At 60.8% G+C, this 22,716-nt stretch carries 21 protein-coding genes; 10 read left to right on the forward strand and 11 right to left on the reverse strand.

From position 1 onward, the window contains the following. Window positions 1–152: 152 nt before the first annotated feature. Window positions 153–2,327, reverse strand: a complete 2,175-nt coding sequence (locus ACPYOP_RS12245; RefSeq protein ID WP_481410660.1) for a mechanosensitive ion channel family protein — start codon at window positions 2,325–2,327, stop codon at window positions 153–155. 172 nt (window positions 2,328–2,499) lie between these two features. Between ACPYOP_RS12245 and ACPYOP_RS12250 the strand changes: the two genes are divergently transcribed. Then, window positions 2,500–3,459, forward strand: a complete 960-nt coding sequence (locus tag ACPYOP_RS12250) for a DUF1444 domain-containing protein (protein ID WP_481410661.1) — start codon at window positions 2,500–2,502, stop codon at window positions 3,457–3,459. A gap of 25 nt (window positions 3,460–3,484) precedes the next feature. Here ACPYOP_RS12250 and pncB read toward each other — a convergent pair whose 3' ends face one another. From pncB to ACPYOP_RS12295, 9 genes are all read right to left on the reverse strand, one after another. After that, on the reverse strand, window positions 3,485–4,789 hold the full coding sequence (pncB, locus tag ACPYOP_RS12255) for a nicotinate phosphoribosyltransferase (protein ID WP_481410662.1): 1,305 nt from the start codon (window positions 4,787–4,789) through the stop codon (window positions 3,485–3,487). 303 nt (window positions 4,790–5,092) lie between these two features. Continuing rightward, window positions 5,093–6,052 (reverse strand): 2-hydroxyacid dehydrogenase, encoded by a 960-nt coding sequence (locus ACPYOP_RS12260; RefSeq protein ID WP_481410663.1) that lies wholly within the window; start codon window positions 6,050–6,052, stop codon window positions 5,093–5,095. A gap of 11 nt (window positions 6,053–6,063) precedes the next feature. Continuing rightward, on the reverse strand, window positions 6,064–7,692 hold the full coding sequence (locus tag ACPYOP_RS12265) for an ABC transporter ATP-binding protein (protein WP_481410664.1): 1,629 nt from the start codon (window positions 7,690–7,692) through the stop codon (window positions 6,064–6,066). Then, on the reverse strand, window positions 7,689–8,186 hold the full coding sequence (locus ACPYOP_RS12270) for a type II toxin-antitoxin system VapC family toxin (RefSeq protein ID WP_481410665.1): 498 nt from the start codon (window positions 8,184–8,186) through the stop codon (window positions 7,689–7,691). Before ACPYOP_RS12270 ends, ACPYOP_RS12265 begins: the two co-directional genes overlap by 4 nt. Beyond that, window positions 8,183–8,473 carry a hypothetical protein gene (locus tag ACPYOP_RS12275; RefSeq protein WP_481410666.1) on the reverse strand — a complete coding sequence of 97 codons (291 nt, stop codon included), beginning with the start codon at window positions 8,471–8,473 and terminating at the stop codon, window positions 8,183–8,185. Before ACPYOP_RS12275 ends, ACPYOP_RS12270 begins: the two co-directional genes overlap by 4 nt. A 69-nt stretch (window positions 8,474–8,542) precedes the next feature. Then, window positions 8,543–9,697, reverse strand: coding sequence for an ABC transporter permease (locus tag ACPYOP_RS12280; protein WP_481410667.1), 1,155 nt, complete (start codon window positions 9,695–9,697; stop codon window positions 8,543–8,545). Beyond that, window positions 9,697–10,788: a microcin C ABC transporter permease YejB gene (locus tag ACPYOP_RS12285; RefSeq protein WP_481410668.1), complete on the reverse strand. Its 1,092-nt coding sequence runs from the start codon at window positions 10,786–10,788 to the stop codon at window positions 9,697–9,699. The genes ACPYOP_RS12280 and ACPYOP_RS12285 overlap by 1 nt, the downstream gene beginning before the upstream one ends. A gap of 172 nt (window positions 10,789–10,960) precedes the next feature. Further along, on the reverse strand, window positions 10,961–12,799 hold the full coding sequence (locus tag ACPYOP_RS12290) for an extracellular solute-binding protein (RefSeq protein WP_481410669.1): 1,839 nt from the start codon (window positions 12,797–12,799) through the stop codon (window positions 10,961–10,963). 109 nt (window positions 12,800–12,908) lie between these two features. Continuing rightward, on the reverse strand, window positions 12,909–13,544 hold the full coding sequence (locus tag ACPYOP_RS12295) for a TetR/AcrR family transcriptional regulator (RefSeq protein WP_481410670.1): 636 nt from the start codon (window positions 13,542–13,544) through the stop codon (window positions 12,909–12,911). Window positions 13,545–13,581: 37 nt separating this feature from the next. Between ACPYOP_RS12295 and ACPYOP_RS12300 the strand changes: the two genes are divergently transcribed. From ACPYOP_RS12300 to ACPYOP_RS12330, 7 genes are all read left to right on the forward strand, one after another. After that, the gene (locus ACPYOP_RS12300; protein WP_481410671.1) at window positions 13,582–14,151 is read left to right on the forward strand and encodes an isochorismatase family protein; all 570 of its coding nucleotides are present in this window, start codon (window positions 13,582–13,584) and stop codon (window positions 14,149–14,151) included. A gap of 258 nt (window positions 14,152–14,409) precedes the next feature. Continuing rightward, a complete protein-coding gene (mepA, locus tag ACPYOP_RS12305) occupies window positions 14,410–15,468 on the forward strand; it encodes a penicillin-insensitive murein endopeptidase (RefSeq protein ID WP_481410672.1) in 1,059 nt (352 codons plus the stop codon). A 99-nt stretch (window positions 15,469–15,567) separates the two neighbouring features. Then, complete coding sequence (locus ACPYOP_RS12310) at window positions 15,568–15,948, forward strand: methylglyoxal synthase (protein ID WP_481410673.1); 381 nt, start codon at window positions 15,568–15,570, stop codon at window positions 15,946–15,948. A 34-nt stretch (window positions 15,949–15,982) separates the two neighbouring features. Beyond that, a complete protein-coding gene (locus tag ACPYOP_RS12315; protein ID WP_481410674.1) occupies window positions 15,983–17,005 on the forward strand; it encodes a glucokinase in 1,023 nt (340 codons plus the stop codon). 264 nt (window positions 17,006–17,269) lie between these two features. After that, a complete protein-coding gene (locus ACPYOP_RS12320) occupies window positions 17,270–19,009 on the forward strand; it encodes an ABC transporter ATP-binding protein (protein WP_481410732.1) in 1,740 nt (579 codons plus the stop codon). Between the two features lie 14 nt (window positions 19,010–19,023). Continuing rightward, the gene (gene dapB, locus ACPYOP_RS12325; protein WP_481410675.1) at window positions 19,024–19,848 is read left to right on the forward strand and encodes a 4-hydroxy-tetrahydrodipicolinate reductase; all 825 of its coding nucleotides are present in this window, start codon (window positions 19,024–19,026) and stop codon (window positions 19,846–19,848) included. Between the two features lie 123 nt (window positions 19,849–19,971). Next, window positions 19,972–20,607: a 2,3-bisphosphoglycerate-dependent phosphoglycerate mutase gene (locus tag ACPYOP_RS12330; protein WP_481410676.1), complete on the forward strand. Its 636-nt coding sequence runs from the start codon at window positions 19,972–19,974 to the stop codon at window positions 20,605–20,607. A 176-nt stretch (window positions 20,608–20,783) separates the two neighbouring features. On the opposite strand, the gene phnF is transcribed toward ACPYOP_RS12330, so the two are convergent. Continuing rightward, the gene (phnF, locus tag ACPYOP_RS12335) at window positions 20,784–21,518 is read right to left on the reverse strand and encodes a phosphonate metabolism transcriptional regulator PhnF (protein WP_481410677.1); all 735 of its coding nucleotides are present in this window, start codon (window positions 21,516–21,518) and stop codon (window positions 20,784–20,786) included. 93 nt (window positions 21,519–21,611) lie between these two features. On the opposite strand from phnF, the gene phnG reads away from it, so the two are divergent. Both phnG and phnH read left to right on the forward strand, forming a co-directional pair. Next, a complete protein-coding gene (gene phnG, locus ACPYOP_RS12340; RefSeq protein WP_481410678.1) occupies window positions 21,612–22,088 on the forward strand; it encodes a phosphonate C-P lyase system protein PhnG in 477 nt (158 codons plus the stop codon). Next, window positions 22,088–22,714 carry a phosphonate C-P lyase system protein PhnH gene (gene phnH / locus ACPYOP_RS12345; protein ID WP_481410679.1) on the forward strand — a complete coding sequence of 209 codons (627 nt, stop codon included), beginning with the start codon at window positions 22,088–22,090 and terminating at the stop codon, window positions 22,712–22,714. The genes phnG and phnH overlap by 1 nt, the downstream gene beginning before the upstream one ends. The last annotated feature ends 2 nt before the right edge of the window (window positions 22,715–22,716 follow it).

Here is a 22,716-nt window from a genome sequence, read left to right on the forward strand (position 1 = left end):
ATGAGGGGGAATGCCAAGAGCACGAAAATCCCCGCATTCAAACCGGTCACCCCCTCATCCGACCCTTCGGGCCACCTTCTCCCCGAGGGGAGAAGGAACTCGCAGCGCGCCGACGTGCCTCATATAAAATTGCCCTGGTTGGATTCCGGGCCTTAACCCGCCTGTTGCGCGCCCTCTACATTTGCCGCCCGCATCTCGATAAGCTGCCGGGCAGCGGCGACCGCCGCATCCTTGTCGCTTGCCACCTGCACGGTCGGGAAGGCGAACTGGATGCCGTTTTCATCAAAGGACTGCTTGATCAGCGCCAGCGCGCTGCGGCGGATGACGGAGAGTTCGTTCGGCTTGGCGGTGATCGCCAGCCTGATCTCGATCGCGAAATCGCCGAACTGCTCGACGCCCTTCATCTTCAGCGTCTGGATGATGTTCGGCTTCAGGTCCTCATCCTCGAGCAGGCGCTGGCCGATGTCCTTGACGATCCGCTTCAGCTTCACCAGATCGGTATCGTAGGTGACCTTGACGATGATCTTGTCGATCGCCCAGTCACGGTTCATGTTGTTGACCGCGCCGAGCGAGCCGAAGGGGATCGTCGCCAGCGGGCCGCGCTGGTGGCGCAGCTTCACCGAACGCAGGCTGAAGGATTCCACCACGCCCTTGTGGCTGCCGCTTTCGATATATTCGCCAATGCGGAAGGCATCGTCCCAAAGGTAGAAGACGCCGCTGATGACATCCTTGACGATGGTCTGCGCGCCGAAGCCGACCGCAACGCCGACAACGCCGGCACCGGCGATCAAAGGCCCGATCTGAACGCCGAGGCCGGACAGCACCATCATCACGGCGATGATGCCGATGATGACAGCCAGGATATTGCGGAAGATCGGCAGCAGCGTCTGCAGCCTGGCGCGACTGGCCCTCATCTCCTCGGAATCGCTGACGGCGGGCAGGGATTCCATCAGCCTCGCGTCGATATAGGTTTTCGCCAGCTGCCAGACGAGATCGGCGACCAGAAGGATGACGATACCGCCGAGAATGCCGCGCGCGATGCGGCCGATATTCGATTCGCTGCCGCTCATCATCGCATGGGCTTCGACCCCCAGCATCCGGCCGAGCCAAAGAGCCGCGAATGTGATGATCAGCGCACGCACGCCACGATCGAGAAGAACAGTCGCCAATTTTCCGGCACCGAAAATACCTTCGGCCGCATCATGCAATGCCTCGATCGCGCGGGTGGAGACCGAAAGAATGCGCGGCAGCAATATGGCATAGATACCAAACCACAAAAGACCTTCGAAGCCCGCCACCCACAGGCCCCAAAGAGCCGCGAAGTAGATCGTCAGCAGCCAGGAAATTGTCCGCTTTCCTCGCTTTCCCGGCACTGCGGGCCGCGACCACACGGCTTCCACCGCGATCACGAACAGGCCGATGCCAAGCGCGTAGCCGATGAAGTCACGCGCGCCGGTGGAAAAACCGAGCGACGCGACGGCCTGTATGACAGCCCAGCCACAGGCGAAATAGACAACGAACAGGCTGCATCGGCGATACCAGTATGTTGCTATGCGCCGACGTTCCGCAATGCGGGCAGCGCCGCCGTCCTCGTCCAGAACATCATCCGTCCGGCGCATGGAGATCAGCTCCATCAAAAGCTTGCCGATGGAAATGGCCAATCTGATCGACACGAGTGCGATGACGCAGGCGATGGCGAAGTTTTCGATGACCGGCGGCCAGTCGAAAGCGAGGAGCGGAACCAGCGTCACCAGACCATGAATGACGGCGGGCACAACACCGCCCAGGAACTGGAACCGCGCCGCCTGCAACTCGGTCTCGACGCCGGCTGCCCGTTCGGTGCGTTGCATATGCCTTGTATTGATGAAGCGCGCCGCCGCAAGCTCGGCCACGAGCCCGAGGAAGAAGAGGATCACGATCTGGATGGTGATGCGGAGCAGACCGACCGACCTGCCCTCACCTTCGAGCTTTTCCGATGCCGTCATGACTTCGTAGGGCAGCGTCATCGCCGCGCCCGATACCACTTCGAGGTGGCGGCGTGTATGACCAAGCAGACCGGACAAGGCCGACATCTGGCCATTTCCCGAGGCTTCCGGATCGCCGGCGGTGGAGGTCGGGGGAGTCTGATTGTTGAGCTGCGCGGCAAGCCATTGCTTGACGTCGGGCTCGTTCATCAGCTGGATCAGCTCACGAACCTTGTCGGGCGGCGGGGCCGCCGGCTGTGGTGCCGCTGCATTCTGCGCGAGCGACGGAACAGGCGCGGCCAAAGCAAGAAGACATAAAAGCAGGGTCCCGATCCACAGCCTGCCACCCCCGAAACTTCTCATATGCGCTGCCCTTCCCGCAATCGGACCTCCGGCCCTTTCCCGCAGACTATACGCGTTTTTTATCCGGGCAAGCAGGTGCTTACGGGACAAATCCATCGCCCGCCCGGCATTGCCCCGGAGCCGTGGCCGCGCTAGGTTCTGCCGCAATACCGATCGGTACTCGGGGACGTGCGTGTTCAATTTCCTGAAAAGGCTCTTCGGTAAGGGCAGTCGATCCGACACGCGCGGCGGGCAGAGACGGCCCGAACCCGAAGGCACGACGACCGTCAAAACACTCGATCTGAACATTCCGGATGTAGCCTTGCAGGATGAGGCAACCTTTGCGGCCTATCTGCAGCAGCGCCTGCCATTCTTCGGCGATCTCATCCGCGTCGATTACGACGCTTCAGCCGGCAGCCTGACACTGCATAGCCGCAACGGCGATACGATGACGAAATTCCTCAGCAATGCGCTGCTGGCATTGCGCGAAAAGAAAGGGCCGGCCCGCGCGCAGGCGCTGCTCAACTATCTCAATATGACGGAAGCCATGGAGGACAACAGCGAGCTCGCCAAGGTCCTGCCGGTGCTGAAAACACGCGATTTCATCGAGGTGGCCCGCCAGCAGATGATGCATGCCGTCAAGGACGAACCCAGCCCGCCCCAATTCGTCTATCTCGACGAAGCGGAAAATCTAATCAAGCTTTTCGTCGTCAATGGCGAGACCACCGTCAGCTACGTCATGTCCACCGCGCTGGACGATTGGGGCATCGATGCCCGGGAGCTTGCCGAAACGGCGCAGGCCAACCTGCAGAAATTCCTCGCCAAGACCGGCGTTCAGATCGCCAAACGCAGCCGGTTCCAATATGTCGAGGTGGACGGGCAGTTCGAATCCAGCATCGCCTTCCTGCCGAATTTCTGGGCGCAGGTGCAGGAGCAATCCGGCGGCGCGGCACCGGTCGCCGCCTTCCTGTCACGCGACAAGGTGTTCTTCACGCATGAGAACGACACCCAGGGCCTGCAGCTGCTGGAGTTGATCAGCGCCGACCTCAGCGACGTGCCCTATGTCATTTCGCCGGATCAGTATCGCTGGGAAAATGGCCGCTGGACGCTGTTCAGGCGCATCGCCCGGATGGAAGCGGCGGTCTGTCATTAGCTACAGGGCGAATTACTCGGAGCAGCTAAACCAGCACTTCCTGATCGATGCGATCTTCCGCGCCGAAGAACTTCAGATAGCGCTCGACTTCCGCCGGCTCGCCGGTTGCCTTCTGCGGATTGTCCGAAAGCTTGACGGCCGGGCGGCCATTCGCCTCGATCACCTTGCAGACGATCGAAATCGGGCTGAGGCCCTTGAGTTCGGTCGGCGCGCAGCCGGCGAAATCGTTGGTCAGGTTGGTGCCCCAGCCGAAGCTCATGCGCACGCGGCCGTCGAAATGCTTGTAGGTGTCGATGATGGCATCGACATCGAGCCCGTCGGAAAAGATCAGCAGCTTCTGGCGCGGGTCGCGGCCCATCTTCTTCCACCAGTCGATAATCTTCTCGCCACCCTCGATGGGCGGGGCGCTGTCGGGGCGGAAGCCGGTCCAGTCGGCCACCCATTCCGGCGCATTGCGCAGGAAGGAGGCGGTGCCGAAGGCGTCGGGCAGGACGACAAGCAGGTTGCCGCCATAAAGACGGTTCCAGTCGCGCAGCACCTTGTAGGGCGCCTTGCCGAGCTCTTCATCGTTTTTCGCGAGCGCGGCTGCGACCATCGGCAATTCATGGGCATTGGTGCCGACGGCTTCGAGATCGGAGTCCATGGCGAGCAGCACATTGCTGGTACCGGTGAAAGCGTGGGGCACTCCTTCCTTCAGCGCCTCGACGCACCAGCGCTGCCAAAGGAAGCTGTGGCGGCGGCGGGTGCCGAAATCGGAGATGCGGAGCTCAGGCAGTTCCCTCAGCCGCTCCACCTTTCCCCACATCTTGGCCTTGGCGCGGGCATAGAGCACATCGAGCGTGAAGGGGCCGAGCGCCTTCAGCGCCGTGCGCGAGCGCAGTTCGTTGATAATGGCGAGCGCGGGAATTTCCCACATCGTCGTTTCCTTCCACGAGCCGTGGAAGTCGAGAATATACTGGCCGTCGCGCTTCGAGAGCTCATATTCCGGCAGTTGGAAATTCGAGAGCCATGTGAGGAATTCCGGTTCGAAGATCTGGGCGCGGCCATAGAAGCTGTTACCCGCGAGCCAGATCATTTCCTTCTTGGAGAGCCGCAGCGTGCGGGCGTGATCGAGCTGCTCGCGCAATTCCTTCTCGTCGATCACTTCGGCCAGGCGAACGGTCTTGGTGCGATTGATCAGGGAGAAAGTCGCATCGACGTCCGGATAGAGCTTCCAGATCATCTGCAGCATGAGAAGCTTATAGAAATCCGTATCGATCAGGCTGCGGACGATCGGATCGAGCTTCCAGGTATGGTTATAGACGCGGGTGGCGATATCCGTCTTGGTCATGTCGTTCCTGCCCCGTCTCCTGCCCTACGGACGTCATGCTTCTCGCCGGCGGCTATGCCGGCATGCTTATCTAGAGCGGTTCAGCTCTTCACGGAGTTTCTGAGCCGCTCTATCTCTTTGCTTTCACGCAATTCCGGACGGAAAACCGCTGCGCACTTTTCCTAGAATTGCTCTGGCGCCTTGTTATCAAAAAATGTTGAGCGAAAGTCCAGTCACTGAAAGAAAATTGATGTCAGAGCCAATGTGCCACATTCGATTGCCGGCAATCGAAGCGAAGCATCTTAATTCCACATCCTATCAGACTTAGTAACCCCGGCCGCGATCCACCAGATGCTGCAGCGGTTCGCCGCGTTCGAAGCGGGCGATCTGCTCCTCGACATGGCGCATGAGCGCCTTTTCATCCGACACCGCGGAATCATGCGGCGTGATGATGACATTTTCCAGGCCCCAGAGCGGATCGTCAGCCGAGAGCGGCTCGACGGCGAAGACATCAAGCGAGGCGCCGCCGAGAATGCCGGTACGAACAGCCGAGGCGATATCGGCCTGCACCTGGCTCTTGCCGCGGCCGGCATTGATGAAGACCGGCTTGCCGAGCGGACCATTGCGGTGCAGCCTGGAGAAGAGCGAGGTGTTGTAGATCCCGGTCGTTTCCGGCGTCAGCGGCAGGAGACCGACCAGAATATCGGTGCGTGCCAGAAACGCATCCAGCCCGGCGGCGTCGAAGGTTTCCATGCCATCGATCTCTTTCCTGCCGCGGGACCAGCCGATGACGTTGAAGCCCATGACTTTCAATTTCGCGGCGGCATCGCAACCGAGAACGCCGAGGCCCATGACGCCAACGGTGACGTCAGCGGCTTCGGGACCATGCTGCGGCGCCCAGACGTGCTGGCGCTGATTGCGCATGTGCCCCTGCACGTCGCGCAGATGCATCAGGCACTGCATGACGGCCCATTCGCTCATGCGCACCGTGAGGCTGCGATCGACGAAGCGAACCATCGGGATATCAGGCAAGCCGGCAATCGACATCATCGAATCCACGCCGGCGCCGCCGGAGAAAATGACCTTGAGATTGGGCGCGCGCTCGAAAAGATCGGCATCCGGTTTCCACACAAGCGCATAATCGACATGGGATAGGTCCACATCCTTGTTGGCGGGATCGGCCAGATTGATGCTGCCGCGATCGGCAAAGGCCGCCTCAAGCGCCTTGGCAACGGACACAGGATCGAATTTGAGGTCGACGAGAACGGGGCTTTTGGCCGGCATGATGGTGGTCTCTATTGCTGAATCGCGGCAGTCGGCACCGCCTCGATGTTGAATGCGGCGGCGAGAAGCGCCTTGGTATAATCCTCTTTCGGTGCCCGGAAAATATCGGCGGAGGCGCCCTGCTCGACGACCTTGCCGAAGCGCATGACGATCAGCTCGTTGGCGAGCGCCTTCACCACCTTCAGGTCGTGGCTGATGAAGAGATAGGCGAGATCGTGCTTCTTCTGCAGGTCGCGCAGCAAATCCACAACCTGCGCCTGCACGCTCATGTCGAGCGCCGAAGTGGGCTCGTCGAGCATGACGAAACGCGGCTTCAAGACCATGGCGCGAGCAATAGCGATGCGCTGGCGCTGGCCGCCGGAAAATTCATGCGGGAAGCGCCAGCGGGTGGAAGGGTCGAGGCCCACCTCCTCCAGCGCCCAGCAGACCCGCTTGTCGCGCTCATCGGCCGAAAGCGACCGCTCATGCACCTTGAGCCCCTCGGCAATGATCTCGCCGACCGACATGCGCGGGCTCAGCGAACCATAAGGATCCTGGAAGACCACCTGCAGCTGGTTGCGCAGCGGCCGCATCTCGCGGAATGAATAGCCGGCTATATCCTTGCCGACGAAGGAGACACGGCCCTTAGAGGAAATAAGCCTGGCGAGTGCGAGGCCGAGCGTCGTCTTGCCTGAGCCGGATTCGCCGACGACGCCGAGCGTCTGGCCGGCGCGGAGCTTCAGATCGATGCCGTCGACCGCCTTCACGTGATCGACGACCTTGCGCATGAAGCCGGCCTTGATCGGGAACCAGACGCGAATATCGCTACCTTCCATGACGACGGGTTTGTTCGCATCGCTCGCCGGCGGCTCGCCGCGCGGCTCCGCCGCCAGCAGATGGCGGGTGTAGTCGTGCTGCGGATTGGTGAAAACCTCTTCCACCGCGCCGGTCTCGACGATCTTGCCCTTGGTCATGACGCAGACCCGGTCGGCGAATTTACGGACGATGCCGAGATCATGGGTAATGAACAGCATCGACATGCCGTGCGTGCCCTTGAGATCGCGCAGCAGTTCGAGGATCTGTGCCTGCACCGTCACGTCGAGCGCCGTCGTCGGCTCGTCGGCAATCAGCAGTTCGGGACGGTTGGCAAGCGCCATGGCGATCATCACGCGCTGGCGCTGGCCGCCGGACAGTTCATGCGGATAGGCCTTGAGACGCTTCTCAGGCTCGCGGATGCCGACCTGGTTCAAAAGCTCCAGCGTGCGGGTGCGGGCAGCCTCGCCCACCATGCCCTGATGCAAGGCCAGGATCTCGCTAATCTGCTTTTCAATCGAGTGGAGCGGATTGAGCGAGGTCATCGGCTCCTGGAAGATCATCGTGATATCGTTGCCACGCACGGCGCGCAGCCCGTTGTCGGATGCCTTCAGCAAGTCCTTGCCCTTGAACAGGATTTCGCCGGAAGGGTGGCTGGCAGAGGGATAGGGCAAGAGCTTCAGGATCGAATTGGCCGAGACCGACTTGCCGGAGCCGGATTCCCCGACCAGCGCCAAGACTTCGCCCTTGGCGATATCGAAGGAAACGCCATCGACCGCGGTCGATGTCTGCCCGCCCTGGTGAAAAGCGACGGACAGATTGCGGACGGAGAGTAGCGATTCGGTCATTCGGCCAAGCTTTTCAGGAGAGATGCCAGAGTGGGCTCATCGGGGCGGAGGATTGTCAGGGGAGTGATATCCAAAGGCCCCGAGACAGGATGAACAAGGTCTGCGACATCGCTGATCCCCTTGTCCGCAGTCAAGAAGTGAGTGCAACGGCTATGAAGCGCGGTTGCGAGGTGGATCGCATCCGGCAATTTCAAGCCGGCACGCGTTGCCCGCAACAAGGCCGCACCATCAAGGATCGGCGGCGTGATCGACCAGATGTCCAGCCATGAGCGCGACGACGACCATTCTTCATAGGTTCGCAAGAGCTCGAAATTCTGCTGCTGCAGCGGCTTGACCTTCAATTCGGCAAAGGTCAACGCACTGGTGGAGACATAGACGGGTTTCTTCTCGATCACTTCTAAAATAGCCCAGAGAAGATCGTGAATGATGCCGCTTTGCTCCATCAGCGCGACAACGACATTCGTGTCCCAATAGATGCCCCGTGGTGCGGTCATCTATCATCCCATTCATCGCGCAGTTCGCGAATACGGGCAACAATCTCTTCAGTCGTGGCATTTCCGGCGTATCTATCGGGGTGCGCCTTGCGATCTCGCAGGAGAGCTTTGAGATTCGCGGACGGCGCGCTTTTCGGAGAGAGCGAAGCAAATGGCGAACGGCTGTCGGTGGCAGACTTCTCTTCCGCCTCCACCACAACGCGTACCAATGCCTCCTTGGGCAAATCGCCGCGAATATCGTCCGGCAACCTCGATGCCGGATAGTGTTCCAGTACCACCTTATTCATCGCATCCATCCATTGCCTGTCGTCGCCGACCGCAGTTTATCTTGTGCGCTGACCAATTGCGAGCATTCCTCATCGGAACGTCTTCCTCGGATCGAAGGCGTCGCGCACGGCCTCGCCGATGAAGATCAGCAGCGACAGCATGATCGACATGGTGAAGAAAGCCGAGAGCCCGAGCCACGGTGCCTGCAGGTTGGATTTACCCTGGGCGATCATCTCGCCCAGCGATGGCGAGCCGGGCGGCATGCCGAACCCTAAGAAGTCCAGCGAGGTCAGGGTGGAGATCGAGCCCGACAGGATGAAGGGGACGAAGGTCAGGGTCGCGACCATCGCGTTCGGCAGCAGGTGGCGATACATAATGGTGCGGTTGTTGACGCCGAGCGCGCGGGCGGCGCGCACATATTCGAAATTGCGCGCCCGCAGAAACTCGGCGCGCACGACGCCGACAAGCCCCACCCAGGAAAACAGGAGCAATATGCCGAGCAGAATGAAGAAGCCGGGCGGCAGGACGGATGCGATGATCAGCAGGATATAGAGCACCGGCATGGACGACCAGATTTCGATGAAGCGCTGCATCAAAAGATCGGTCCAGCCGCCGAAATAGCCCTGTATCGCGCCGGCGCAGACGCCGACGACGGCCGAGCAGATGGTGAGCGCCAGGCCGAACAGCACGGAGATGCGGAAGCCGTAGATCAGGCGGGAAAGCACGTCACGCGCCTGGTCATCGGTGCCGAGCCAGTTGAAATTGCGCCAATTGCAGTTGGGATCGGCAGCGCCGGCCGCATAGCCGGAGCAGCGCTGCTCCTTGCTCATCGCCCAGAATGGCGGGGTCGGCGCCGACAGGCCCTTGGGCAGGTTGGAATTGGCGGTCTGATAGGAATAGTGGATCGGCGGCCAGATCATCCAGCCATTGGCATTGATCTCGTCCTGGATATCCTGGGCGCGATAATCCGTCTGCGCCAGGAAGCCGCCGAATTTCTCTTCTGGATAATCGACGAAGACCGGCGTCAGGATTTCACCCTTGTAGGAGATGAGGATCGGCCGGTCATTGACGATGAACTCGGCACCGAGGCTGAGGACGAACAGGACCAGAAAGATCCAGAGAGACCAGTAGCCGCGGCGGTTCGCCTTGAAATTCTCCCAGCGGCGCACATTGGTCGGCGAGAACAGCCCCTTGCGCGGCGGCTTCACCGTTGCCGGAAGCGTCTGCTGATTGGCTGCATCCATCACACGTCCCTCCGCTCGAAATCGATGCGCGGATCGATCCAGGTGTAGATGAGGTCGGAGACGAGGCTGACGACGAGGCCGAGCAGCGAGAAGATGAAGAGGGTGGCAAACACTACCGGATAATCGCGCTGGACGACGGAGAGATAGCTCAAGCGCCCCAGGCCATCGAGCGAGAAGATATTTTCGATCAGCAGCGAGCCGGTGAAGAAGGCGGAGATGAAGGCGCCGGGAAAGCCGGCAATGACGATCAGCATGGCATTGCGGAAGACATGGCCATAGAGCACGCGCCGTTCGCTCAAGCCCTTGGCGCGGGCGGTGATGACATATTGCTTCTTGATCTCTTCGATAAAGGAATTTTTGGTGAGCAGCGTCGTGGTGGCGAAGGCGGCGAGCGACAGCGAGATCAGCGGCAGCACCAGGTGCCAGAGATAATCGAGGATCTTCTGCCACCAGGTGAGGTCGGCGAAGTTGTCAGAGACGAGGCCACGCAGCGGGAACCAGTCGAAGAAGGAGCCGCCGGCAAAGAGCACGATCAGCATGATGCCGAACAGGAAGCTCGGGACCGCGTAGCCGATGATGATGATGCCCGACGTCCAGACGTCGAAGGTCGATCCGTCCTGCACTGCCTTGCGGATGCCGAGCGGGATGGAAATGGCATAGGAGAAGATCAGGATCCAGATGCCGAGCGAGATCGATACCGGCAGCTTCTGGCCGATAAGATCGATGACCGTGGTGTTGCGGAAGAAGCTCTCGCCGAAGTCGAAACGGATATAATTCCACATCATCTGGCCGAAACGCTCGAGCGGCGGTTTGTCGAAGCCGAACTGCTTGTCGAGCTTGGCGATCAGTTCCGGATCGAGCCCCTGCGCGCCGCGATATTTCGAGCTGCTGTCGTCGAAAGATTGCTGTGCCGACATGTCGGCGCCGCCGGACAGGCGACCGTTGGCATTATCGCCCTGACCCGTCAGCTGCGCGATGACCTGCTCGACGGGGCCGCCCGGCGCAAACTGCACGATGGTGAAGGAAATGGCCATGATGCCGACAATGGTCGGGATCATCAGCAGGAGGCGTCTCAGGATATAGGCGCCCATCAGCCGGCCGCTCCCTCGAAGGGGGATATCGTCCGCCTTGCCTCAATCCGTCTCTCGATCAAATCACATTCCCTTCCGCCGGACGCAGACCGGCGCAGTCATTGTCTGCTTGAAACTATCCGAATCAGCCTCGAGCATTTGGAGCCAGCGAGCCCCTTATTGCAAGAGAGGCTCACTTTCCGGCGCTTTTCGACCACCAGACTTCGGGGAAGCCGATGGAGTAATAAGGCAGCTCGGGCAGATGCTCGAACTTGTCCCAGTAGGCTATCCGGGTCGTCGTTCCATAGAAGGTCGGCAGAACATAGTGATGCGCGAGCAGCACGCGGTCGAGCGCCTTCACCGTCGCTTCCTTCTCGGCCACGTCCTTCGCGAAGATTACCTTCTGGATGAGCGCGTCGATGCCGGGGTCGGCTATGCCTGCATAGTTGCGGGATCCCTGGCGGCTGACGGAAGCTGAGCCCCAGAAATCGGCCTGCTCGTTGCCAGGATTGAGTGTCTCTCCCCACACGACCCAGATCATGTCGTAATCGAAGCTGCGAATGCGGTTGATATATTGCGACGTATCAACTGTCCGGATACTGGCATCGATGCCGATGCGCTTCAGGTTCTGCACATAGGGCAGCACTGAGCGTTCCTGCGAGGCGCTGCCGAGCAGCAACTCCAGCGTAAACGGCTGGCCGGTCTGTGCATTCACCATCTTGTTGCCCTTGAGGACCCAGCCCGCGTCCTTAAATAGAGCGATCGCCTTGCGGAAATTGTCGCGCGCCTTCTGCGGATCGCCACCGACAGGATTGGCATACGGCGTGGTGAAAACCTCTGCAGGCACCTTATCCTTGACGCTGTTCAGCACATCAAGTTCCTGGCCCTGCGGCAGGCCGGAAGAAGCGAATGTCGTACCGAAGAAGAAGCTATCGACGCGCGTCAATTTTCCGAAGGAAAGCGTCCGGTTCAACTCCTCGAAATCATAGACATAGTTCAGCGCCTCCCGGACACGCTGATCCTTGAACTGTTCGCGCCGCATATTGGGAACGAGCGCTTGCATGATGCCGACCGAGCGTAGCGTGTTGGGAAGTTCCTCGCGCTTGATGCGGCCGTCCTTGGCCGCTGGAAAATCATATCCGGTCACCCAATGGCTTGTCGAATTATCCTGCCAATAGTCGATGGCCCCACCGCGAAACGCCTCGAAAGCGACATCGTAGTCGGCGAAATAGGTGTAGGAGATCGACTTGAAATTGTTCTCACCGACATTGACCGGCAGGTCCTTGCCCCAATAGTCGTCGCGCAGCTCGTAGCGGATCGAAGCGCCCGGCTGCACCGACGCGATCTTGTAGGGACCGGATCCCATCACAGGTTCAAGCGTGGTACTGGAAATATCGCGCGGCTTGCCATCAGGCCCTTTGCCTTCCCACCAATGTTTCGGCACGATGGTAAGCTGGCCGAGGATAGAGGGTAGCTCGCGATTATCTTTCTCATCGAAACGGAAGGTAACCTCGCGTTCGCCTGTCTTTTCTGCGCCGACGACGTGGGCATAGTAGCTCGTCGCCGTCGGATTGAGTTCTTTGGTTTTCTCGAAGCTGAAGATGACGTCCTCAGGCGTCACAGGCGTGCCGTCGGCCCATTTCGCCTCGGCACGCAACCGGAAGACCGCGCTGGAAACGTCGTCAGGATAGGAGACGCCTTCGGCAAGCAGACCATATGAGGAATTGGCCTCGTCATCGGCCTTCTTCAGAAGGGTGTCGTAAACCAGCCCCGTTCCTTCGGCGGGATTGCCCTTAAACAATACCGGATTCAAAGTATCGAACGTGCCGTTGCTCGACAGCTTCACCTCGCCGCCCTTCGGCGCATCCGGATTGACATAATCGAAGTGCTTGAAGCCGGGCTGGTATTTGAGATCGCCGAGAATGGCCGTGCCGATGCGAAATTGCGGCTCTTCGGCTTTCGAGGACACGGGCAATGCCAGCAGGCAAATAAGGGAAACAACCAAGCCTGCTTTCAATCGTGTCGATGCCATTCATGATCTCCTGATGCTTTTCCGAGAATCAGCATAAGGCAAATGAGGGCAAAATGCAGGACGCAATTGCTCTTCTCTTCGCCACGCAACCGATCGGCCATTGGCGAAATCAGGTTTTGGAGGCGGCTTCTTCAAGGCGTCGGCGCAGCATCAGGCGCAATTCGCCGACAACGCGTCGATCCTCGGCAGCATCAGGCTCAGTGGCGACGGTGACGACGATGCGCAGCAGTTCGAGCACGATGCCCGACATCAGCGCAACATCGTCCGATATCGACGGCTCGGCCTGCCGCAGGACACCCGCAATCAGTTCCCTCAGCTCTGCCCGTGAGCGTGCCTTGCGCTCCTTGGGAATATCGCGGCGGCCGGCAAGCACCGAAAGTTCTGGATACTTCTCCATGAAAACACCGAGCGCGTCGAAAATTGCCTCGCCGCAATCGGCTGCCGAGAGGCCGGCGCTGCTTTCCGCGACGTCCCGAAGCCCAGCCTTCAATCGCTCCAGGCGTTCGATATGCAGGGCCTCGGCAAGCAGGGGCTTGGTCGGAAAGAACTGATAGAGCGAGCCGATGGAAGAATTCGCCTCGGCGGCAATCTCCGTCATCGTCGCCGCGTCATAGCCCTTGCGCGCGAAAACTTTTGCGGCCGCCTCAAGCAGAATGACGACGCGATCATGACCGCGCTGCCGCTTCGGCGTGCGCGTCTTCAATTTTTCACTTGATTTTTGTGAGGTTACCCTCATATTTTCCATTGTGAGGATATCCTCATGTTTTTCTCGGAGCCCCCAGATGCCACTCTACGATCCCAAGACCACCGCTCTCGTTTCCATCGACCTGCAAGGCCTCGTTCTCAGCCTTCCGCTCGCGCCCTATCCTGCCCAGCAGATTATTGCCAATACGGTCGCGATCGCAAACAAGCTGAAAGCCGATGGCGGAACGACCGTCTTCGTAACGGTCGGATTTTCCTCAAACTATGCCGACGCTGTCAATCAGTCGACTGACGAAACCTTCACGCTTCCCCCAGGAGGTTTGCCGCCGGCCGCTTTGGAAGCACCTGCCGAGATGGCGGCATTGACGCCTGACGTGGCCATCGTCAAGCGCCAGTGGAGCGCCTTCTACGGCACGGAGCTCGATCTGCAGCTTCGCCGCCGCGGCATCAAGACACTGATCTTAACAGGCGTCGCCACCAATTTCGGCGTGGAAGCAACCGTGCGAGACGGCTATGCGGCAAATTATGCCGTGATCGTCGCCGAAGATGCGGTGACGACCCTCTCGCAGGAGATGCAGGATTTCGCTTGCACGAAGGTGCTGCCGCGGCTGTCGCGCATCCGCAAGACGGCGGAAATTCTGGCGAACTGATCAGCCGAAGCCATAATGCAGCCATGAGAAGGCGGTCGCTCGTCGGCCCCTGGAGCATTTCCAGGAAAAGTGCACAGCGGCTTTCCGTCCGGAATGCGAAAAAACAAGACGATAGAGTGTTTTCGCGATTCGAAGAAAAGCGGAGATACTCTAGCGATTGCCGCGGATTAACTTCCATCCCTTTTCAGGATAATCTCGCCGCAAATCACTTCGGCCAAAATCACTTCGGATGATGCCGACCGCCTTTCAAGGATATGCATGATTTCGTTTCTGGCTCGCTCCCTTCCAACAATCGGCAAACTCTCTTTCGCGATCATGATTGGAAAGGGTCTTATCGCCGGCGACACGCTGGCGCAGCAGGCTCCCCCCTCGCCCGGCAGCGCCAAGGCCGTCTTCGGAGCCGTGACGCTGCCGACGCAAGGTTCGCCGCAGTCGATCGGTTTTTATGCCAAGGGTTGCCTTGGCGGCGCGGTTGCGCTGCCCGCCGACGGCCCGACCTGGCAGACCATGCGCCTGTCGCGCAATCGTCGCTGGGGCCGGCCTGAGATGATCGGCCTCTTGGAGCGCCTGTCGCGCGATGCGGCCAAGAATGACGGCTGGCCGGGCCTGCTCGTCGGCGACATCTCGCAGCCGCGCGGCGGCCCGATGTTCAATGGCCATGCCTCGCATCAGATCGGTCTTGATGCCGACGTCTGGCTGACGCCTATGCCACGGCGCAAGATGACGACGGAAGAGCGCGAAGCCCTGCCCTTCACCACCATGCTCGCCAAGGACAAGTTCCTGACGATCAACGACAAGGTCTGGACGCCGGCGCATGCCCGTCTGCTCATGCGGGCGGCGAGCTATCCCGAAGTCGAGCGCATCTTCGTCAACCCCGCGATCAAGAAGAAGATGTGCGAGACCTGGACGGGCGACCGCACCAATCTCGGCAAGCTGCGGCCGGAATATGGGCATGACTCGCATTTCCACATCCGCATCCGCTGCCCGGCCGGTTCGGTCGGCTGCACGCCGCAGGCGCCGGTCGCCGCCGGTGACGGCTGCGACAAGCCGCTCGCCTGGTGGTTCGGTCCCGAGCCCTGGGCAAAACCGAAGCCGAGCACGAAACCCCCGGTCAAGCCGCGCGAGGTCATGGTTTCCGATCTGCCCAAGGCCTGCCAGGCGATAGTGGCAGCACCATCGGTCGCATCGGCCCGCGCCGCCACCTTTGGCGCCAAAGCTGCCGATGCAACAGCGGAAACGGACGCACTGCCTGTCTCTGGGTTCGTCTCCGGGCCTGTCTCCGGCGACACGCCGCCCGGCCAAATCCCGCAACAATGAGGCCGGAAGCCTCCTTGCCGGTGCAGTCTTTTAAAACGGGCCTCCTTGGTATAGAAGGCGGATAAATCGATTGAAAGCACTGGGTGGAGCAAGGATTTTATGGCCGGCAGCAAAAGCATCGCACTGATCGCGCATGATCAGAAAAAGGATGCGATGGCGGAGTTCGCGCGGCGCAACCAGGCAGTCCTTGCCGATTGGAAGATCGTTGCGACCGGCACGACGGGCGGCCGCGTGCTCGATGCCTGCCCCGGCCTCAAGGTCACCCGCCTGAAAAGCGGGCCGCTCGGCGGCGATCAGCAGATCGGCGCGCTCATCGCCACTGGCGAGATCGACATGCTCGTCTTTTTCATCGATCCCCTCACGCCCTTGCCGCACGACGTCGACGTGAAGGCATTGACGCGGCTTGCCGTTCTCTACGACATTCCGATGGCGCTCAACGAATCCACCGCCGAGCGGCTGATCAAAACACTGAACCATTAATCCGCCTTGCCGGCGGCAGATCACGGACCTGTCCATGCCCGAGCTCAATCACAGCGATGCCCCCCCGCCTTTTCCCATCCTGATCGGCGATATCGGCGGGACCAATGCGCGTTTCTCGATCCTTGCCGATGCCGGCTCCGAGCCGGAGCATTTTCCGGTCGTGCAGACGGCGAATTTCGAGACGATCGACGATGCGATCAAGCTGATCCTCGAGAAGACCAAGACACAGCCCCGCGCCGCGATCCTTGCCATGGCCGGCCCCGTTCAGGGCGATGAAATTCCGTTGACAAACTGCGACTGGGTGATCCGTCCGAAGACGATGATCGCCAATCTCGGCATCGAGGACGTGCTCGTCATCAATGATTTCGAGGCGCAGGCGCTGGCGATCGCCGAGATTTCCGACGAGCATCGCCAGACCATCGGCCAAGCATCCGGCAACATGACCGCATCGCGCGTCGTGCTCGGGCCAGGCACCGGGCTTGGCGTCGGCGCCCTGGTCCACACGCAGCATCAATGGGTGCCTGTGCCGGGCGAAGGTGGCCATATCGATCTCGGGCCGCGCACGGAACGCGACCTGCAGATCTGGCCGCACCTGGAACCCATCGAAGGCCGCATCTCCGCAGAGCAGGTGATCTGCGGCCGCGGTCTGCAGAACCTTTATCATGCTGTTTGCGCGGCTGACGGCATAGAGCCGAGCCTGAAGGAACCGGCCGACATCACCAACCACGCGCTTGCCGGCACCAATGCGCAGGCCGAGGAGACGCTGACGCTGTTCGTCACCTATCTCGGCCGCGTCGCCGGCGATATCGCCATGGTCTTCATGGCGCGCGGCGGCGTCTACCTCTCGGGCGGCATACCACAGAAGATCCTGCCGGCGCTGCAGAAGCCGGAATTCCGCGCCGCCTTCGAGGACAAGGCGCCACACACGGAAATGATGAAGACGATTCCGACCCATGTGGTCATCAATCCGCTGGCAGCGCTTTCCGGCCTTGCGACCTATGCCCGCAAGCCCAAGAGCTTCGGCCTTGCCACGGAGGGCCGCCGCTGGCGGCGTTAACCGGCTTACCAGGTAGCGCGTGGCGCGCTGAAACCCGGTGCGCCATGCCTTTTTGAAGACGCCGGCTTCCTCTATAATGGGCCCGGCTCCGTGATCGGCCTTAACCAGCCCGGCAGGCGATGTCTAGCCAAAGCCGTGCTAACTCTTTAATAGAGCCGCGGAAGCACGTGCCAGATGCGGCTCGCTTGGTTCAAGACAGGAAGCCGATTATTGAAATTGCCTGACCCGAAAAGCAAAAACGTCGACAGCGAAGCCATCACCGGCATGCTGAAGCGCATTGTCGCTGAGAACGGCCGCGATCATATCTGGGGCTATTCGGTCGCGATAGTTTGCCTCGTTGTCGTCGCGGCGTCCACGGTGACTATGGCCGCGGTCATGAGGCCGATCGTCAACGGAGCTTTCTACGAGCGCCGCGCCGAAGTCATGTGGCTAATTTGCCTCGCGATCCTCGCAGCTTTTATCGCACGTGGTTTTGCGGGTTATTTTCAATCGGTCATTCTGTCCAAGATCGGCAATGACATCATTGCCCGCTATCAAAGGCGCCTCTATGCGCATCTGATGACGCTGTCGGTAGGCTTCTTCAGCGAAGCCCGTTCGGCCCAGGTTGCCGCGCGGGTAAGCCAGAACGTTTCCGGTATCCGCGATGTGATGAACCTCGTCATCACATCTACGGCGCGAGACTTTTTGTCATTCGTCTTTCTGCTCGGCAACATGGTCTATCAAGACCCGATGCTGAGCCTGATATTCTTCGTCATTGCGCCACCTGTATTTCTTGCCTTGCGCCACATTTCCAGGCGCCTGCGCGCCGTCACGCGCGAAGCGGTCATTCTCAACAGTCGGGTCCTCGGCGCGATGCAGGAGACGATTCAAGGGGTTTCCATCGTCAAAGCTTTCACGATGGAACGTGAGCTCGAGCGTAAGGTCGACAAGCTGATTACGGCGGCGGAGAACCGGCAGAACCGCATTGCCCGTATTTCCGAGCGTAACGGTCCTTTGATCGAGACGGTCGCCGGCTTTGCCGTTGCCGGTATATTTGCCTATGCCGCCTATCGTTCGATCTACCAAAACGTACCGCCGGGCGCCGTTTTCTCCTTCATCGTATCGCTGCTGCTCGCTTACGATCCGGCCCGCCGTCTTGCCAAGCTGCAGGTGCAGCTGGAACGCGCGGTCGTCAATGCGCGGATGATCTACGAACTGCTCGACATGGAACCGCGCCAGCGCGATCTGCCCGACGCCAAGCCGTTGGTCATAACCGACGCCCGCATCGAATTCAAAGACGTTCATTTCGCCTATGGCGACGAAGCCGTGCTCTCCGGCGTCAATTTCACCGCCGAGGGCGGGCAGACGACGGCGCTTGTTGGCCCTTCCGGCGCCGGCAAGTCCACCGTCATCAATCTGATTCCACGCTTCTATGATCCAAAAGCCGGCAGCATCTTCATCGATGGGCAGGATATCGCGCATGTGACGAAACAATCTTTGCGAGAGCAGCTCGCCTATGTTTCGCAGCAACCTTATCTCTTCGAAGGCACAATCCGCGACAACATCCGCTACGGGCGCCCGGAAGCGACCGATGCCGAGATCAAGGACGCTGCCCGCCTCGCCTATGCGCATGATTTCATCGAGGCGCAGCCGATGGGCTACGATACGCCCGTCGGCGAAAACGGCGTGACGCTCTCGGGCGGCCAGCGGCAGCGACTGTCGATCGCCCGCGCGCTGGTGCGCAATGCGCCGATCCTGCTTCTCGACGAGGCGACATCGGCGCTCGACACGGAATCCGAAGCAGCCGTGCAGAAGGCGCTGGAAGAGGCGATGAGCGGCCGCACGGTCGTCGTCATCGCGCACCGCCTGTCGACGGTTGTTCGCGCCGAGAAGATCGTCGTGATGCAGAACGGCCGGGTTGTCGAAGAGGGCAACCACGAGACGCTTGCGACGGCCGACAATGGCCTCTACGCTCGGCTCAACAACCTGCAGCTACCGGCCATATCAAGCAACTCCCGCAAATAGACGATAGAGACGACATGAGCGACGATGCGATGAAGCTGGTGGTGGTTGGCGCGGCAGGCCGCATGGGACAGGCTCTCATCCGCATCATCCACGCCACCGACGGCGTAACCCTGCATGCCGCCGTAGCCCGTCCCGGCTCCGCCTTCATCGGCAAGGATGCCGGCGAGATCGCCGGGCTCGGCCCTATCGGCGTTCCCGTCACCGACGATCCGCTTGCTGCTTTCCTGCATGCCGAAGGCGTCATCGATTTCACGACGCCGGCAACCAGCGTCACCTTTGCCGGTCTCGCCGCGCAGGCGCGCATCGTCCATATCATCGGCACGACCGGCTGTTCGGATGAGGATGAGACCAAGTTCAAGGCAGCTGCACGCCATGCCCGCATCGTCAAATCGGGCAATATGGGCCTCGGCATCAATCTTCTGAGCGTGCTTGTCGAGCAGGCCGCGCGCGCACTCCCCTCGAACGACTGGGATATCGAGGTGCTGGAGATGCATCATCGCCACAAGGTCGATGCGCCCTCTGGCACGGCACTGCTGCTCGGCCAGGCGGCGGCGAAGGGCCGCGGCATCGATCTCAACGACAATTCCGTGCGCGTGCGCGACGGCCATACGGGTGCGCGTCCCGCCGGTACGATCGGCTTTGCGACCCTGCGCGGCGGCGGCGTGGTCGGCGACCACTCGGTCATCTTCGCCAGCGAGAGCGAACGGCTGACGCTGTCGCACAATGCCGGCGACCGCTCGCTGTTTGCGCGCGGCGCGCTGCAGGCGGCGCTCTGGGCACGCGACAAGAAACCCGGCTTCTATTCCATGCTCGATGTCCTCGGGCTCTCCACACGTTGATCCGATCCCGGAGCGGGTCTGCACCGAACTGACGATCCGCTCCAGCCCTTTTACTGTCTCGCAATTCCCGACGGAAAACCGCTACGCACCCTTCCTGGAATTGCTCTATCAAGGAGAAATTTTATGAGCGGCACTCTCGTTCTCGTTCGCCACGGGCAGAGCGACTGGAATTTGAAGAATCTCTTTACCGGCTGGAAGGATCCCGATCTGACCGCGCTCGGTATCGAAGAAGCCAAAACGGGCGGCAAGGCGCTGGCCGACTACGGCATCAAGTACGACGTCGCCTTCACCTCGGCGCTGACGCGCGCCCAGCACACGCTTGACATCATCCTCGATGAAATCGGCCAGCAGGGCCTTGAAACCATCAAGGATCAGGCGCTGAACGAGCGCGACTATGGCGATCTCTCCGGCCTGAACAAGGACGACGCCCGCACCAAGTGGGGCGAAGAGCAGGTTCACATCTGGCGCCGCTCCTACGACGTTCCGCCGCCCGGCGGCGAAAGCCTGCGCGACACCGGCGCCCGCGTCTGGCCCTATTACCTGACGGAGATCCTGCCGCGCGTGCTTGCCGGCCAGAACGTGCTGGTCGCCGCCCACGGCAATTCGCTGCGCTCGCTCGTCATGGTTCTCGATCGTCTGAGCAAGGCACAGATCCTGGAGCTCAACCTCGCGACCGGCGTGCCGATGGTCTACAAGCTCAAGGCCGATTCTACCGTCGCCTCGAAGGAAGTCCTCGGCGACATGTCCGGCGCGCATTGAGCGCAGGAAAAGCCCCTCACCCTAGCCCTCTCCCCGTTTTACGGGGAGAGGGGACGACCTTTTCCAAAACTCTCGATTCCTGTGGAATTGCGATGCGATGGGGAGCGCGCCTTTCCCCTTCTCCCCGCGAGCGGGGAGAAGGTGGCCGACAGGCCGGATGAGGGGCTACCACACTCTCAATTCTCGATCGTGAACCGCACCCTATCGGCGGCGAAGCGGGAAATCGAATATTGCACCGGCACATTATCGAGATCAGTGTTCAGCGCCTGTGTGATCAGAACGATGGCACCCGGAGATAATTGCAGATCGGCGAGATCGCTTTCGTCGGCATGCGTCGCGGTGATTTCGGTGAGGACGCGGACGTAATCCGGTACGCCAAGCTCCTTGAATGCCTTGGTGATCGACCCTGTCGTCCGATAGATCTCGGCGATATCGCCGAAACGATCGGCCGGAAACCAGCTAGTGGCGCGCGATACCGGGCGGTGATCCGCCTGACCGAGCGTCTCCAGCCGCACGAGGGGAGCGCCGGTTTTGATCTTGAGCTGCCGGGCCAATTCCGTGCTTGCCGCCTCTTCGCTCGTGGAAAGCAGGACGCTGCGGGTCTCACGCACCTGATCGCCGATCCCTTGCGAGAACCGCGTCCGCTTCGAGATCGGGAAGCTCAGGCGTTCCTTGCGCTCGATCAGCGTGCCGCGTCCCTGCACCGCCCTGACAATGCCCTCCTGCGCCAGTGCTGCAAGCGCGCTTCGGATGGTATGCCGGTTGACGCCGAATTGCAGCGCCAGCGCCGTTTCCGGCGGCACCATGCCGGTCTCATCGAAATCCCCGTGATTGATGGAGACGCGAATGCGGTCGGCGATCTGCCGCCAGAGCGCCACGCCCGTCTGCCTCTGTATCTTCTGCCCTGCCATCTCGCCCTGTCACACGCTTGTCACGACTCGCTAATAGATATAAGACTATCTTGTATGGTTGTCTATATCAATAGACATTTGAAGGAAGGCGCGATGAATTCAGCACAAAGGCAGGAAGCGGCCGCTCAGGAGCGTCGGGAACGCAAGCGCGTCGCCGATCTTCTGGCGCAGGCCGAGCGCGACGAGCTAGAGGCGGCCTGGGAAGCATTGCCGAGCAAGCCGACGGCACAGCCGGTGCGCGGACCGGAAACGGGGCTTGTCATGGTGCGCGGCCGCATCGGCGGCGGCGGTTCCCCCTTCAACCTTGGCGAAGTCACGGTGACGCGCGCCACCGTGCGGCTTGCATCCGGCATCATCGGTCACGCCCATGCCCTCGGTACCGACCGGGAAAAAGCCAGGCTTTCGGCCATCTTCGACGCCCTCTGGCAGCAATCGGCCACGAGGGACTTCGTCGAGAAGGCAATCCTGCAGCCGGTCGCCGGGCGCATCGCGGACTATGACCGCAAGCGCGCCGAAGAGACGGCCGCGACCCGCGTCGATTTCTTCACCATGGTTCGCGGAGAAGACTGATGAGCCTGTTCAACACCCCGACCTTCGGCAACGAGGCCCTGACCGGCGGCTTCAGCGACCCGGTTTTCGACGCTCAGAGCATTTTCAAGATGACGATGGACGCGGTGGCGCGTCCGGGAACCCTGCAGACCGTCACAGCCGACATTGCGCCGCCTGCACCGCTCGGTATCGCCGCCGGCGCGATTGGCCTCACGCTTTGCGACCATGACACGCCGGTCTGGCTTTCCACCAGTCTGGCAAGATCGAGCCTGCCGGAATGGCTGGCCTTCCACACTGGGGCGCCCGTCATTTCGGAAAGACTGGAGGCGCATTTCGCCTTCGTCGAAGCCGGCATGGCACTTTCCTCCTTCAGCCAGTTCGGCATCGGCACGCAGGAATATCCCGACCGGTCGACAACGATCGTGCTGGAAATTGAAAGCCTGGAAGGCGGCAAGGAACTGGCGCTTTCCGGCCCGGGCATCAAGGACATCAACCTGATCGCCCCGATCGGCCTGCCGGATGCGCTGCTGCGCATCTGGAACGACAATCGCGCCCTCTTCCCGCGCGGCGTCGATCTCATCCTGACGGCGGGCCGGCAATTCCTCTGCCTGCCGCGCACCACCAAGATCACCGCGACGGAGTTGTGACA

The organism is Rhizobium sp. KNZ2-6A, from assembly GCF_056755475.1.

What these genes read in the sequence shown, in the direction of transcription:
- ACPYOP_RS12265 (WP_481410664.1), bottom strand. Translation starts at nt 7,692, where the DNA reads ATGACCGAATCGCTACTCTCCGTCCGCAATCTGTCCGTCGCTTTTCAC.
- ACPYOP_RS12330 (WP_481410676.1), top strand. Translation starts at nt 19,972, where the DNA reads ATGAGCGGCACTCTCGTTCTCGTTCGCCACGGGCAGAGCGACTGGAAT.
- ACPYOP_RS12290 (WP_481410669.1), bottom strand. Translation starts at nt 12,799, where the DNA reads ATGGCATCGACACGATTGAAAGCAGGCTTGGTTGTTTCCCTTATTTGC.
- ACPYOP_RS12285 (WP_481410668.1), bottom strand. Translation starts at nt 10,788, where the DNA reads ATGGGCGCCTATATCCTGAGACGCCTCCTGCTGATGATCCCGACCATT.
- ACPYOP_RS12295 (WP_481410670.1), bottom strand. Translation starts at nt 13,544, where the DNA reads ATGGAAAATATGAGGGTAACCTCACAAAAATCAAGTGAAAAATTGAAG.
- phnF (WP_481410677.1), bottom strand. Translation starts at nt 21,518, where the DNA reads ATGGCAGGGCAGAAGATACAGAGGCAGACGGGCGTGGCGCTCTGGCGG.
- pncB (WP_481410662.1), bottom strand. Translation starts at nt 4,789, where the DNA reads ATGACCAAGACGGATATCGCCACCCGCGTCTATAACCATACCTGGAAG.
- ACPYOP_RS12310 (WP_481410673.1), top strand. Translation starts at nt 15,568, where the DNA reads ATGGCCGGCAGCAAAAGCATCGCACTGATCGCGCATGATCAGAAAAAG.
- ACPYOP_RS12270 (WP_481410665.1), bottom strand. Translation starts at nt 8,186, where the DNA reads ATGACCGCACCACGGGGCATCTATTGGGACACGAATGTCGTTGTCGCG.
- ACPYOP_RS12260 (WP_481410663.1), bottom strand. Translation starts at nt 6,052, where the DNA reads ATGCCGGCCAAAAGCCCCGTTCTCGTCGACCTCAAATTCGATCCTGTG.
- ACPYOP_RS12315 (WP_481410674.1), top strand. Translation starts at nt 15,983, where the DNA reads ATGCCCGAGCTCAATCACAGCGATGCCCCCCCGCCTTTTCCCATCCTG.
- dapB (WP_481410675.1), top strand. Translation starts at nt 19,024, where the DNA reads ATGAGCGACGATGCGATGAAGCTGGTGGTGGTTGGCGCGGCAGGCCGC.
- ACPYOP_RS12275 (WP_481410666.1), bottom strand. Translation starts at nt 8,473, where the DNA reads ATGAATAAGGTGGTACTGGAACACTATCCGGCATCGAGGTTGCCGGAC.
- ACPYOP_RS12245 (WP_481410660.1), bottom strand. Translation starts at nt 2,327, where the DNA reads ATGAGAAGTTTCGGGGGTGGCAGGCTGTGGATCGGGACCCTGCTTTTA.
- phnH (WP_481410679.1), top strand. Translation starts at nt 22,088, where the DNA reads ATGAGCCTGTTCAACACCCCGACCTTCGGCAACGAGGCCCTGACCGGC.
- phnG (WP_481410678.1), top strand. Translation starts at nt 21,612, where the DNA reads ATGAATTCAGCACAAAGGCAGGAAGCGGCCGCTCAGGAGCGTCGGGAA.
- ACPYOP_RS12280 (WP_481410667.1), bottom strand. Translation starts at nt 9,697, where the DNA reads ATGGATGCAGCCAATCAGCAGACGCTTCCGGCAACGGTGAAGCCGCCG.
- ACPYOP_RS12300 (WP_481410671.1), top strand. Translation starts at nt 13,582, where the DNA reads ATGCCACTCTACGATCCCAAGACCACCGCTCTCGTTTCCATCGACCTG.
- mepA (WP_481410672.1), top strand. Translation starts at nt 14,410, where the DNA reads ATGATTTCGTTTCTGGCTCGCTCCCTTCCAACAATCGGCAAACTCTCT.
- ACPYOP_RS12320 (WP_481410732.1), top strand. Translation starts at nt 17,270, where the DNA reads ATGCTGAAGCGCATTGTCGCTGAGAACGGCCGCGATCATATCTGGGGC.